Source organism: Brachyspira sp., assembly GCF_050873525.1.
GTDB lineage: Bacteria > Spirochaetota > Brachyspiria > Brachyspirales > Brachyspiraceae > Brachyspira.
On the sequence record NZ_JBNMIZ010000066.1, the window covers coordinates 1 to 12,224 of the forward strand.

General features: G+C 32.2%; 11 protein-coding genes. 3 read left to right on the plus strand and 8 right to left on the minus strand.

The window, feature by feature from the left end:
* A partial coding sequence (locus ACR0QS_RS06045) for a hypothetical protein (RefSeq protein ID WP_432632546.1) occupies nucleotides 1-358 on the plus strand: 358 nt, incomplete at its 5' end.
* A gap of 64 nt (nucleotides 359-422) precedes the next feature.
* On the opposite strand, the gene map is transcribed toward ACR0QS_RS06045, so the two are convergent.
* The 7 genes from map to ACR0QS_RS06080 all read right to left on the minus strand — a co-directional run bounded on the left by map (nucleotide 423) and on the right by ACR0QS_RS06080 (nucleotide 8,235).
* The gene (gene map / locus ACR0QS_RS06050; protein WP_432632547.1) at nucleotides 423-1,229 is read right to left on the minus strand and encodes a type I methionyl aminopeptidase; all 807 of its coding nucleotides are present in this window, start codon (nucleotides 1,227-1,229) and stop codon (nucleotides 423-425) included.
* A gap of 8 nt (nucleotides 1,230-1,237) precedes the next feature.
* On the minus strand, nucleotides 1,238-1,504 hold the full coding sequence (locus tag ACR0QS_RS06055) for a hypothetical protein (RefSeq protein WP_432632548.1): 267 nt from the start codon (nucleotides 1,502-1,504) through the stop codon (nucleotides 1,238-1,240).
* Nucleotides 1,505-1,523: 19 nt separating this feature from the next.
* On the minus strand, nucleotides 1,524-3,578 hold the full coding sequence (locus ACR0QS_RS06060; RefSeq protein WP_432632549.1) for an AAA family ATPase: 2,055 nt from the start codon (nucleotides 3,576-3,578) through the stop codon (nucleotides 1,524-1,526).
* Between the two features lie 11 nt (nucleotides 3,579-3,589).
* Nucleotides 3,590-5,389 carry a hypothetical protein gene (locus ACR0QS_RS06065; RefSeq protein ID WP_432632550.1) on the minus strand — a complete coding sequence of 600 codons (1,800 nt, stop codon included), beginning with the start codon at nucleotides 5,387-5,389 and terminating at the stop codon, nucleotides 3,590-3,592.
* Between the two features lie 183 nt (nucleotides 5,390-5,572).
* Nucleotides 5,573-6,607: a flagellar motor switch protein FliN gene (gene fliN / locus ACR0QS_RS06070; protein ID WP_432632551.1), complete on the minus strand. Its 1,035-nt coding sequence runs from the start codon at nucleotides 6,605-6,607 to the stop codon at nucleotides 5,573-5,575.
* Between the two features lie 2 nt (nucleotides 6,608-6,609).
* Nucleotides 6,610-7,641: a flagellar motor switch protein FliM gene (gene fliM, locus ACR0QS_RS06075; protein ID WP_432632552.1), complete on the minus strand. Its 1,032-nt coding sequence runs from the start codon at nucleotides 7,639-7,641 to the stop codon at nucleotides 6,610-6,612.
* 48 nt (nucleotides 7,642-7,689) lie between these two features.
* The gene (locus tag ACR0QS_RS06080) at nucleotides 7,690-8,235 is read right to left on the minus strand and encodes a flagellar basal body-associated FliL family protein (RefSeq protein ID WP_432632553.1); all 546 of its coding nucleotides are present in this window, start codon (nucleotides 8,233-8,235) and stop codon (nucleotides 7,690-7,692) included.
* A gap of 309 nt (nucleotides 8,236-8,544) precedes the next feature.
* On the opposite strand from ACR0QS_RS06080, the gene dnaN reads away from it, so the two are divergent.
* Both dnaN and ACR0QS_RS06090 read left to right on the plus strand, forming a co-directional pair.
* Nucleotides 8,545-9,672, plus strand: a complete 1,128-nt coding sequence (gene dnaN, locus ACR0QS_RS06085; protein WP_432632554.1) for a DNA polymerase III subunit beta — start codon at nucleotides 8,545-8,547, stop codon at nucleotides 9,670-9,672.
* Nucleotides 9,673-9,693: 21 nt separating this feature from the next.
* Nucleotides 9,694-10,887: a VWA domain-containing protein gene (locus ACR0QS_RS06090; RefSeq protein ID WP_432632555.1), complete on the plus strand. Its 1,194-nt coding sequence runs from the start codon at nucleotides 9,694-9,696 to the stop codon at nucleotides 10,885-10,887.
* A gap of 167 nt (nucleotides 10,888-11,054) precedes the next feature.
* Here ACR0QS_RS06090 and ACR0QS_RS06095 read toward each other — a convergent pair whose 3' ends face one another.
* The gene (locus tag ACR0QS_RS06095) at nucleotides 11,055-12,089 is read right to left on the minus strand and encodes an NADH:flavin oxidoreductase/NADH oxidase (RefSeq protein WP_432632556.1); all 1,035 of its coding nucleotides are present in this window, start codon (nucleotides 12,087-12,089) and stop codon (nucleotides 11,055-11,057) included.
* Between the last annotated feature and the right edge of the window lie 135 nt (nucleotides 12,090-12,224).

The following is a 12,224-nucleotide window of genomic DNA, read 5'->3' on the forward strand; positions in this document are numbered from 1 at the left end:
AGTGCACGACGAAAACGGCGTTTTGCTTTGCGAATCGCAGTCGGCAAGTTTTAAAGATTGCTTCGGGCATACCCAACTCGGCGGAATAGCCGCCAACCTTTCGCGCATAGTTAAAAAACGCACGGGCTTTAAAACCCGCGGAATAGAATTAAGCCTGATGCAACGCTGTTCGGCGCACATCGCTTCGAAAGCCGACGTAGACGAAGCGTTTAACGCGGGCGCGGCGGCGGTTTTGGCTGCGATAAACGGCGAAACCGACAAAATGATAATATACGAGCGCGAAAAGCCTTGTAAGTGCGAAAACGCAGGCGGCGGTTACGATTGCGGCGCGTGCGAAAAATATAAAATTAACTATTAGACATAAATAAACCGAGTTTTTTATCTTTATTGATTTAAATGCTCGGTTTTTTATTGATTTTTGATTAATATAAAGAATTACCAAAACCCAATATTTCCACGCCGTCATTGGTTATCAAAACCGTATGCTCGAAATGAACGGCTAAAGAATTATCGTCAGTAGAAAGCGTCCAGCCGTCTTTTTCTATAGAATATTTATTAGAACCGTTTGTAATCATAAGTTCCAAAGCTAAAACCATATTCGGCTCGAGAATAATATCGTTATTCGGATGATAAAAATTAAAAATATAAGGCGCTTCATGATATTCGTAGCCAACGCCATGCCCAGTCAACGATTTTACTATATTATATCCGTATTCGCTTACTTTTTTTTCTACATTTTTTCCATATTCGCTCAATAATACTTTTGGTTTTAATTTAAATATTCCGTATTCTAAAGAATCTTTGCAGGCGGATATTAATTTATAAACTTCTTTATTAACCGAGCCTAAATTTCCTTTTATAACCATTGTCCTTGCGCAGTCGGCATAATATCCGTTATATTTGACTCCTATATCTATGCAGACAGGTTTGCCATGCGTGAGTATTTTTTTTTTAGACGGAATTCCATGCGCTATTTCGTTTCCAATCGATACGCTTGTCGCAAATCCGTAGCCAGAGACTTCAAAATTTGCGGGATAACCGTTTTGAGATTTAATATATTTTTCAACTTCTTTATCTATTTTTGACGCTCTCGTTCCAGATTTGCAAAAAGAAAAAGCCAAGTCTATAGATTTTTGCGCTATAAAAGCCGCTTTTCTTATATTTTCTACGGCTTTATCGTCCTTTACCGAAGGTTTTGCCATATTATCTATAGAATCTTTTATAAACATAAACGCTCTTATTTTAAAGATTTTGGAGTGAATAAATAAAGCAATATTACCAAAATTATAGAACCCAAAATTGCCGAAGATAAATTTATTCTTATGTATTCTATTATCGTATTGATTCTTGGAATATAATAAGAACCGAGTAAAGCTCCCGCTGTAGCTATTATAAACATCATTACAAATCCGCCAAAAACTTTTAACCGAAGCATGTTATAAAATATTAAACTAACTATAAAACCAATCGCAATGAAAGCCAAAACCACAATAACATATTCCATGAGTAATCAACCTCTAATTTCAATTTGTCGAAAGTCCTATAAAAAACGATTTCAATTCTCCTTCTTCGTTTTGAATCGGAACAAAAATCATATGATAAATATTTTCTCTATCTTTAATATCGAATTTCTCTTTCAAAGAATCGGATGAAAACGGGTCCGACACATAAAGAGTTCGATTATTGGAAAGTATTTTTTTGAATAATCCTTCGTTTTCGTCTATCTTTAACGATTCTTTAGTTTCTTCGGATAGATTTTGAGATTCGGCGACTTTATAAATTCCGTCTTCGCCTTTATTAAGCATAGCGCAGTTTGTTATATCGAGTCCAGATTCTTCTTTTATCCAGTCCAAAATTTCGCTCATATTTTTATTAACGAATTTTTTGCCTCTTATTGATTTTAAGATATTCTTCCAATAAGCCGTCATATTTTCTTTAACTTTTTCTTCAGCTTCTTTATAATAAGATTCTGGAACTTTAGGAACTTCATCGGGATTATATAATTCTTCATCTTTTAAATCTTCTTTATCAAAAGTGTCGCTTTCGTCCGCTTTTTTAACAATCTCGCCTTCGTAATTATCGGTTATGGAATCCAAATCTATGTCTTTTAAATCTTCTTTGTCTCCAAGTTTGTCGCCAAGTAAGAAATCTTTATTGAGAGAAAAATTGAAAGCATCGCTCGAAGAAAAATATTCGTCTTCCTTTTTCATTAATTCTTCTTCGATAATAGAACCATGACTAATCAAAATATCTTCTTCATCGTTTATAATATTTTCCATATCGTCTATGCTTTCTATAATATCGTCTTCTTTTTCATCCAATTTTTCAAGCTCTTCCAAACTGTTATATAATTCTTCCAAATCGTCCAAACCTGTATCGTTAGAATTTTCTTCGTTAGTAATATTAGTTAAATTATTTTCGTTATTATTTTCTTCATTTTTGTTTTCTTCGATTTCGCCATCTTCTGGCATCTCAAAATTTTCTAAATCGTCTAAATTTAATTTTTCTTCAGTTTCTTCTTCATTATTATTTTCCGTATAGTTTTCGTTATTATTTTTTTCTTCGCTATCTTCTTTAAAAATATCTTCAAGGTCAATATCGTTTAAATAATTAATATCGTCTTCGGTTAATAATTCCAAAGTATCTTCGTTATTATTTTCGCTAACATTTATGCTGTTAATATTATAATTTTCATCTTCTTCGTATATATCATCCGTTTGACTTTCTTTAATCAATTTATTTCTATCGTATAAAACGGAAATTATTAAAAATATAAAAGACGAGCATAAAATTAAAAGCAAAATATATTTCAAATATTTTTGAACAATAGGAACATTAAGCTCCAAAATTCCTATTGAAAAATTTTCTATATCTCTGACTCTGCCCGAATATAACAAATAAGAAGAATTGTCTATATTGATAGTTTTTGAATCCGACTGTTCCATATATCGAGTCAAAGTATCTCGAGATATGCTGTTTATATCTATCGCTGGATTATAATAAACCACTCCGTTCGGTAAAACCACAAAATTTAAGTTATAAGAAGTGTTTTCAAAAATCTTTTTAAATACGCTTGCAACTATATAGCCGATTCTGATTCCGTTTTCGTTTGAAATAGATTTAATGAAATAAACTCCGTCATAATCTTCGTCAAAATAAGCCAAAGCGTTTGAATTTTTATAATTATCTATATTAATGACTTTATTTTTATCGGGAGACGAAATAACCGTTTTACCGTCTATAGCCAAATTTATTGTAACCGTATCGAAAGCGTAATTTCCGCTTCTGAATATTGATATTATTTTATCTCTTTCCGATTTATCAACTCCGTTTATAACCACTCTTTGTAAAAAATCGGCAAAAGGATAGCTTTCCAAAATTTTATTTATTCTCTTATCGTATTCGTTTACTATATTAAGAACGCTGTTTTGACATATTAAAGCACTTCTGTCCAATTTTTTTGTATCGACATCGAAAGCGTCTCTTTTTAATCCGAATACAAAAGTTATGAATAACGCAATTATTATCGCATTGAGCAAAATCGCTATATATATATAAATATTATTTTTATCAAACATAAAATTTCCAACTACTTTTTAATTATAGTTTTTGCATCTTCTTCAGCTTTGCTTATTATTGAAGCGAGCATTTTATCGAAAGCGGCAAATACATCTTCCGAATTATTTTTATTTAAATCTTTAGTCAATTTTTCTTCGCTATTAATTTCTTTATCAAATTCTTTTTTATTTTCCGCGTGATTTGTCAAAACATTATTATACGAATCGAGTATATCTCTATTCACATTTTCCAATATTTCTTCGTCTATTTTTATGTCGGTTTCGTTAATATCGTTTTCTTCCTGCTTATCAATTTCGTTAATTAATTCTTCTGAATTTTCTTCTTCATTATTCAAAATATTATTAATAATTTCTCCTGTAAGGCTATCTTCAATAATACTTTCAATATCTTCAATGTTGTTGGTTTCTTCGTCTATTTCTTCATTTTCAATTTTAATATCGTTAATATCTTCAATTATTTCATTTAAATCGTCTTCTTGGATTATATTTATATTATTAATAGGATTGATATTATTAAAATTATCGTCTATCTCTTCGTTTTGAATTAACGCTTCAATATTATTTTCTTCTTTTGCATTTTCTATATTTTCGTTTTCGGTTTTTTCTTCGACTTCAAAATCTTTTTTATTGATTTCATTTTTTATATTTGAAACTAAATTTGATATTTCTTTTTTTATATTAAATTTTTCTTTATTAGGTTCTTTATATTCTTCCGGGATTTTATAATAAACTTTTTCAACGATAGGCGGCATATCCTCTATAGCGTTCGACTTCGGCAATTCGGCATTTATTATATTCTCGTCTATATCGCCCGATTCTTCTTCATCATCTTTTACAATTTGCAAACTATTCATATAATCTCTATCGCTTTTAATTTGCATAAGATATTTAAAGAAATTAATAATACCGTTTAATATAAGCTGAAAGAATAAAATCAAAAGCGCCGTTAAAGCCAAAACTATAAGTTCAAAATAATTTGGATATTCTTTTCCTATCATTGAAACGGAAAGCGAATCGTTTACAATAAAACTTGGCTGTTTTTTATAATACGCAAATCTATTTATAACGCTTGAAACTTTTTCTATAGTATTGTCGTCTCCTATAGATTCTCTCACATTATAAATCAAATTTCTCGAATCGCTCACATACAATCTCTTATCGGCAACCAAATAATACATTGCAATATCCGAAACATAAGAATAATCGTTTCTCGTTGCCACTATCATCTCGCCAAAATTATTTTTTATATATTCCATTATATAAAAAGTATTTTCGTTTGTGGCATTCAAAACCAAAGAACCTTTTTTTATTATCTCTTTAATCAAATCATCGTTCAATTCGAGTGGCCACGATTTATTTTTAGACAAATATAGATTAAGACGCATTTTTCCGTCCGTGCCAAAAACCGTCATTCCTCTTAAATAAGGATTTTCAACCGTCATTTTATAATAATCGTTTTTATATTTTTCAAGTTCGCTTTTTGAATAATTTTTATTAGGATTATAATTTTTTACGACATCCGCCGTTTGATACATGCTATAGCCTACATAATCGGAAATCGACTGACTTATCAAATTAATCTGATATTCCGAAACGGTATTTCTTTTTATATTTAGATTAACCGCCGCTTTATCAATCATGCGTGTCATCATATCGAGATAATCGTTTATGAAAACTGATATTCTGCTATTTGAAGGCAGTATTGTATTGCTCGCCGCTCTTGCGAACATTGCAATTATAAAAATTATTAAAAAAGATATTATCAAACTTAAAAGAGTTTTAATTATTTTCTGCTTTCTATCGTTATTCATAAATTGCCTTCTCAAAACTTGAAAATTTAAATGCTATTATAATAATTTATCGGTATAAAGAGGCTTTTACTTTATTAATAATTAACAATTATTAATAATTCACTTCGACTATAAATTAAAAAAGCGAAACTATAAAAATAGTCTCGCTTAAAATCATGGGATTTAGTTTTATTACTTTCTATTTTATTTTGTGGCTTTATTTCTGAGTCTGTCCATAGGATTTATAATATCCGTCACGCGAACTCCAAAGTTTTCGTCTATAACCACAACCTCGCCTTTAGCTATAAGTTTTCCATTAACAAGCAAGTCGACTGGTTCGCCCGCCAATTTTTGAAGCTCGATAATAGAACCTTCGCCAAGCCCCAATATATCGCGAATAGTCATAGTGGCTCTTCCCAATTCCACCGTCATATTCATCGTTACATCCATGAGCAAGCCGATATTTCCCGTTCCTTGAATATCCGCTGCAGGCATTAACGAATTGAACTCCGCATGCTGAATTCCAAGCTGATTTGAAGGCTCGAATTCTTGACTATTGGAATTTCCGTTTCCAGAACTGCTTGGATTATTTCCAGCGGATTTGCTATTTCCTATAAGCGCTTGCAAAAGCGGAAGTTCCATAGCGAACACATAAGGTGCGTTTTCAAATTCTCCCTCTATTGAAACCGTTCCGTTGACTATAGCCAAACCGCCCGCAATATTAACCGTTGAGGCATCTTCCAATACGGAAGTTTCCACAGGCGAATTGCTAAAATTACCGCCGAATCTTGAAGTTAAAGCGCTGTCGGAAGAACCTACCATTTGAGAGAAAGCTTCTTTCAATACTTGAGCTACCATATCGTTTAAAGCTTCTTCTTTTTGTCCCATCATTAAAGAAGCTATAGCCAAAGCCTCGCTCTCGCCCATAAAGTAGTAAACATTTCCGCTAATCGAACCTGTATAGGCGACTTTTCCCTCTACCATCTTTCCCGATAACATTTGCTGCAAATTGGACGAATTTCCTATAGTCGTGGCAATATTCGTTATAGTTACGGTTTTTGTGGTAATAGAAGATAATGAAAAAGCCTGATTATCCGCTATAATTTTAGCCGCTTCGTTAAAAAGCTGTTTATCCACATTGCCGTCCGCCGCTCCAGAGTCCGTTCCTCCAAAAGCCTCGTCAGAACCTTTAAGCAAAGCTTCTATTTCATCTTGAGATAATGCGCCGTCACTTATCATTATTATTCCTCCTCTTTTAGTAAATCTTCTTCGGTTAAATCAGCCTCGCCGTCCATGACTCCCGTAAGTTGAACAGCCATTCTGCTGCCCGAAATACCAGGTCGACATAAGAATTTCCTTCTCGTTCCAACCTTGAATATAACAGGGTCGGTTATTTTTGTATCGGTAAATTTAACGACATCGCCTTTTTGAATATTAAGAATATCCGAAAGGGGCAACTGCATTGAGCCGAGTTCCGCCGAAGTTTCGACATATATATTCTGTAATTTTTCTTTAATAATTTTCAAGTTTTCAATCGTGCTTCCTCTCTTAACAGAAGCATACCAATATTGAGCGGATAATTTTGAAAGTATAGGTTCTATAGTAATGTAAGGAATACAGAAATTCATCATACCTTCAACATCCGCAACTTTAGTTTCTAAAGTAATTAAAACAACCATATCGTTTGGGCTTACCATTTGGGCGAATTGCGGATTTGTTTCTATCGAACCCAAACGCGGTCTTAAATCTATAACATTAGCCCAAGCTTCCCTCAAATTTCCCAATATTCTGACTATTATTCCTTCCATAACGGAAAGCTCAATATCGGTAAGTTCTCTGTTTAGATTTTTTGGACTCTCTCCAGGTCCGCCGAATAATCTGTCTATAATCGTAAATGTTATAGAAGGGTCGATTTCCAAAATAGAACTTCCTTTAAGAGGGTCCATACTAACCATAGCCAAAGTCGAAGGATTGCTTACGCTTCTTATAAATTCCTCGTAAGTAAGCTGGTCAACGCTCGCCACATGGATTCCAACCAAAGTTCTTAACTGCGCCGATAAAGAAGTAGTGGTAACGCGGGCGAAGTTTTCATGCATCATTTGAAGCGTTCTGATTTGGTCTTTTGAAAATTTATCGGGACGCTTGAAATCGTAAATTTTTATTTTTCTATGTTCTACTTCAACGCGTTTAGTGTCGATATTATCCAAACTTTTTCCAGACGATATTGCGCTTAATAACGCGTCAATTTCGCTCTGAGATAATACTTCCGTCATACGAATATCCTTATTAACCTATTTTCCTTAATTCTCCAATTTAGCCTATTAACTTAATATAAGGTCTACAAACAATACATCGTCTATCTGTCCGTTTCTAAGCATACTGTTTATTTCCCTTTTAATATCCGCTTTCAACTGTTCTATTCCTTCGTTAGTTCTTAGCTGGTCGAAATTATAGGACCTTATTATAGCGTAAACTCTGTCCTTTATCATATAAACTCTTTCTGGAAGTTCGACAGCCAACTGTTTAGCGTTCGCCGTATAAGTTAAAACTATGCTAACTTTAACATATCTCGTAACATCCACATCCGCAGTATTCGCGTTAAAATCGGGCGTAATCGGAAAATAAGTTGGAGGCGGCTGTTTTATCATATCGTCCGCTATTCCGCCTTGAACTCCTCCAGCCCTTCCTACGCTTCTTGAAACAAAGTAAGCTATAACCCCAGACATTAAAGCCACTACTAAAATGGCAGCAATAATCATAAGGATTTTTATAATCATAGGGCTTATGGTAAATTTTTTCTTAGCTTTTTCTTCGCCTTGTTCCTCTTCTTCGCCTTCTTCTAATTCTAAATTTTCTTCGTCTGCCATATTATTTCCTCTCTTTGATATAATATTTTAAATTTTTAATATTATATAGCGATAAGATAAATATATCAATTCTTATGTTAACTTAATAAGTATTTACCGCTTTAAAATTAATATCGGTATAGTGAAAAAATACTTAACATATTTTTTGCCTAAATGTAAAAATCAATTATTATTATTTTTATCGTTTTTATTTTTTAATTTTCAAGAAAATAATTAATTTAATTTTAATATTGTAAAAAATATTTTTTAATGATAGAATAAAGCAATTAAAATAAAATTAAAACAATAAAAATTAAATATGGGGACGCTATGAAGTTTAGATGTTTAAAAAAAGATATAGTAAAATCAATCGGAGTAACCGAAAATGTCGTTGAAGGAAAGGTAATATACAATATAGAAAGCAATGTTCTTTTTCATCTTTCGGGAAATACTCTTACATTAACGGCGACTGACGGTTCGGTTTGGGCGAGAAGCAGAATAATTTTGGACGATTGCGATGGAGAAGGTTCGGTTGCAATATACGCTAAAAAAATAAGTTCTATTTTAAAAGAAATGCCTGACGGTTTGATAACGATAAATGTAGAAGAAAATGAAAAAATTAATATAGAATCTGAAAACGGAAAAATAAAACACTTAATAATTGGAATGAAAGCGGATGATTTTCCGCAATATCCAGAAAGCGAAGAAGATATAACTTATACTATGCTTCCTACAAAAGAATTGGTTACTATGATTAATAAAACAATAAGCTCAATAGCGAAAGAGCCTTTTAAACCAGCTTTAAGAGGAATATATTTTGAAAAAACCGATTCCAAATTTGTAGCCGTTGCAACGGACGGAAGAAGAATGGCTATTATAGAGAGAGAATTTGACGGAATAGAAAACGGTTCTTTTTCAATAATAATAGAGCCAAAAGTTTTAAATGAAATACTTGTGACGGCAAATTATGACGAAGTTGAACAGGTAAAAATGGGAGTCGATGGACAGCAGGTTTATTTTCAAGTTGGAAAATACGATTTCGTTTCAAGTCTTATCGAAGGAAAATATCCTAATTTTAGACAAGTTATACCGAAAGAATTCGCTTACAGCTTTAGAGTAAATAAAAACGATTTGCTTGACGCCATAAGAAGAATTGTTCCAATGATTAACGATGTTCGCTCAAAGAGAATGATATTAAATGTTTCGGAAGAATCGCTTAAAGTTAAGGGAATAAATCAGGAAATGGGAGAATCGGTAGAAGAAATTGATATAAAATATTCTGGCGAAGATAATTCTGTCGCTTATAATTATAGCTATATTCAAGATGTAATTAAGCAGATAGATTCGGAAATTGTCGCTTTCATGGTAAATAAGGATTCGAGTCCGACTATGATAAAAGAAATAGAAAGAGACGATTATTATTTTATTATAATGCCGATGAGTATAGGCGAAGAATAATTAAATTTTCTTAATTCTTTAATGAAAAACAAAATAAAAGATTTCGATTTAAACGATTTAGCTTATTTAAATAAAAGAAATTTAAATAGATGGCGTTTGATACTTGGAAGTTTTGTCGAAAATAATTTAAAAATTGACGGCGAATATTTTGAAATTGACGAAACATTAAATTTTTTATACGATAGAGAATATTCTGAAAATAGCGGTTATTCTTTAAATAGTTTAAATGATTTAAATAATTCAAATTCAAACGAAAGAAAATTCGGAAAAGAAAAAAGCGCTTTAACCGTTCCAAAATGGATTTCAAAAGTAAAAAAATTATTCCCAAAAGAAACCGTTGAAATAATGCAAAATCAAGCGCTGGAAAAATATAAATTAACGGAAATTTTAACGGACGAAAATATACTCAAAGAAATCGAACCTAATATTGAACTACTTAAAAATATACTCGCGTTCAAAGACACAATGAGCGGGAACGTAAAAAAGCTGGCTTACGAAATAGTAAAAAAAACGGTTGAAGAAATTAAAAAGAAAATGGAAATTGAAATAAAAAAAGTTTTTTACGGAAAGAAACTTCCAAATTCTACCGCTGTAAATAAAATATTTAAAAATCTCGATATAAAAAAAACGGTGAGACATAATTTGAAAAACTATAATTATAAAGATAAAAAATTTTTTGCAGATAAATTATATTTCAATCAAAATATAAAAAAATATAATCCTTACAATATAATAATCCTTATAGACGAAAGCGGCTCGATGCTCGACTCGGTTATTTATTCAAGTATCATGGCTTCAATATTTACCAATTTGCCTTACATGTCCGTCAAACTTATAATTTTCGATGTTTCGGTTGTCGATTTGAGCGAATATATAAGAGAACCAGTAGATATATTATTTAAAGTGCAATTAGGCGGAGGAACGGATATTGCGCAGGCTTTAGAATATGCGAAAAAAATAACTGTCGCTCCCGACAAAACAATCGTTCTTCTTATAAGCGATTTATTCGACAGTAATGATTATAAACTCATGTATAAAAGCGCAAGCGATATAATAGAAAACGGAAGCAAATTATTCGTTTTGACGGCGCTCGATTATAATACAAATATTAGCTACGATAAAGAAGCGGCAAAATATTTTTCAAAAATAGGGGCGAAAGTCGGAGCGCTCACTCCAAATAAACTTTCAAAATGGATTAGCGAGAGTATATCTTAAAATTAATATAAAAAATATCTTGTCCATTATGAGTGAGTGCGCTAAAGCTGGCATGTTGCCAAACGAACGAAGCAATCCGATATTAATAAAGCAAAATTTTTAAATTGAATTTTATTAATAATGGATTGCCACGCCTTAATTAGTTCAGATTGCAATAACAAATAATATTATCTTTTAGCCTGTTCGTATTGTTTAGGGAAAGGAATATCTATTCCCAAAGTTCTCGCGGCTTGCAATCCCCAATAAGGATTTCTCAAAAGCTCTCTTCCTATATAAACCGCATCAGCCGCTCCGTTTCTTACTATCATATTAGCCATTTTAGGGTCGCTTAAAAGTCCGCCTCCGATACAAGGAACTGTCATATATTGTTTGAGCTCTCTTGCGAAAGGTATTTGATAGCCTTCGTAAGGAATTATTTTTCCGTCCGCCGTTACCGCTCCCGTGCTTACATTTATCGAATTAAATAAATTTTCGTTTTCGAGAGGCTTTAGCATTTCGGCAAAATCTTTAACCGTATTTCCGTCTTCTCTCCAATCGTAAGATGAGATTCTTATTTGAATCGGGAATTCTTTTCCTATCGCTTCTCTTCCTTTTCTTAAAACTTCTTCCAATATTTTTACTCTGTTTTTTCCGTATTCGTCCGTTCTTTTATTTGAAAGCGGAGATAAAAATTCCGAAATCAAATAACCATGAGCCGCATGAATTTCAATCAAATCGAATCCAGCTTTAACCGCTCTTTTGAAAGCGTTTGCAAAAGCGTCAACCACTTCGTTTATATCTTCTTTCGTCATTTCAACGGGAACTCTATATTTATCGTTAAAAGCTACCGGACTTGGAGCATGAATTTTATCCGTTTTTACAGATTCGCATTTTCTTCCCGCATGATTAATTTGTATTCCGATTTTCGCTCCGTTATTATGAACCGCTTGAACGAGTTTGCTTAAACCGTCAATATATTTATCGTCCCATATAGCCAAATCGTTATCGGTTATCGAACTTATATAAGGCAAAACTCCCGTAGCTTCGACAATGATTAATCCAGCTCCTCCAATCGCTCTTGTAGTATAATGTTGAATATGCCAATCGTTTACAAATCCGTCTTCGGCGCTATACATACACATAGGCGGCATTACTATACGATTTTTAATTTCAAGATTTCCTATTTTTAATGGCGTAAATAAATTGCTTTTTTCAGTTTTCATTTTTATTCCTCTTTTTAATTAAATTTTATTTGTATAGTATATATAAAATAAATAATAATTCAAGACTATAAATTAAGGCTTTTCACTAAATAATTTTTACTATAATATAAAATCAAATAACATGAAAAATAATAT

What these genes read in the sequence shown, in the direction of transcription:
- map (WP_432632547.1), bottom strand. Translation starts at nt 1,229, where the DNA reads ATGTTTATAAAAGATTCTATAGATAATATGGCAAAACCTTCGGTAAAG.
- ACR0QS_RS06055 (WP_432632548.1), bottom strand. Translation starts at nt 1,504, where the DNA reads ATGGAATATGTTATTGTGGTTTTGGCTTTCATTGCGATTGGTTTTATA.
- ACR0QS_RS06060 (WP_432632549.1), bottom strand. Translation starts at nt 3,578, where the DNA reads ATGTTTGATAAAAATAATATTTATATATATATAGCGATTTTGCTCAAT.
- ACR0QS_RS06065 (WP_432632550.1), bottom strand. Translation starts at nt 5,389, where the DNA reads ATGAATAACGATAGAAAGCAGAAAATAATTAAAACTCTTTTAAGTTTG.
- fliN (WP_432632551.1), bottom strand. Translation starts at nt 6,607, where the DNA reads ATGATAAGTGACGGCGCATTATCTCAAGATGAAATAGAAGCTTTGCTT.
- fliM (WP_432632552.1), bottom strand. Translation starts at nt 7,641, where the DNA reads ATGACGGAAGTATTATCTCAGAGCGAAATTGACGCGTTATTAAGCGCA.
- ACR0QS_RS06080 (WP_432632553.1), bottom strand. Translation starts at nt 8,235, where the DNA reads ATGGCAGACGAAGAAAATTTAGAATTAGAAGAAGGCGAAGAAGAGGAA.
- dnaN (WP_432632554.1), top strand. Translation starts at nt 8,545, where the DNA reads ATGAAGTTTAGATGTTTAAAAAAAGATATAGTAAAATCAATCGGAGTA.
- ACR0QS_RS06090 (WP_432632555.1), top strand. Translation starts at nt 9,694, where the DNA reads ATGAAAAACAAAATAAAAGATTTCGATTTAAACGATTTAGCTTATTTA.
- ACR0QS_RS06095 (WP_432632556.1), bottom strand. Translation starts at nt 12,089, where the DNA reads ATGAAAACTGAAAAAAGCAATTTATTTACGCCATTAAAAATAGGAAAT.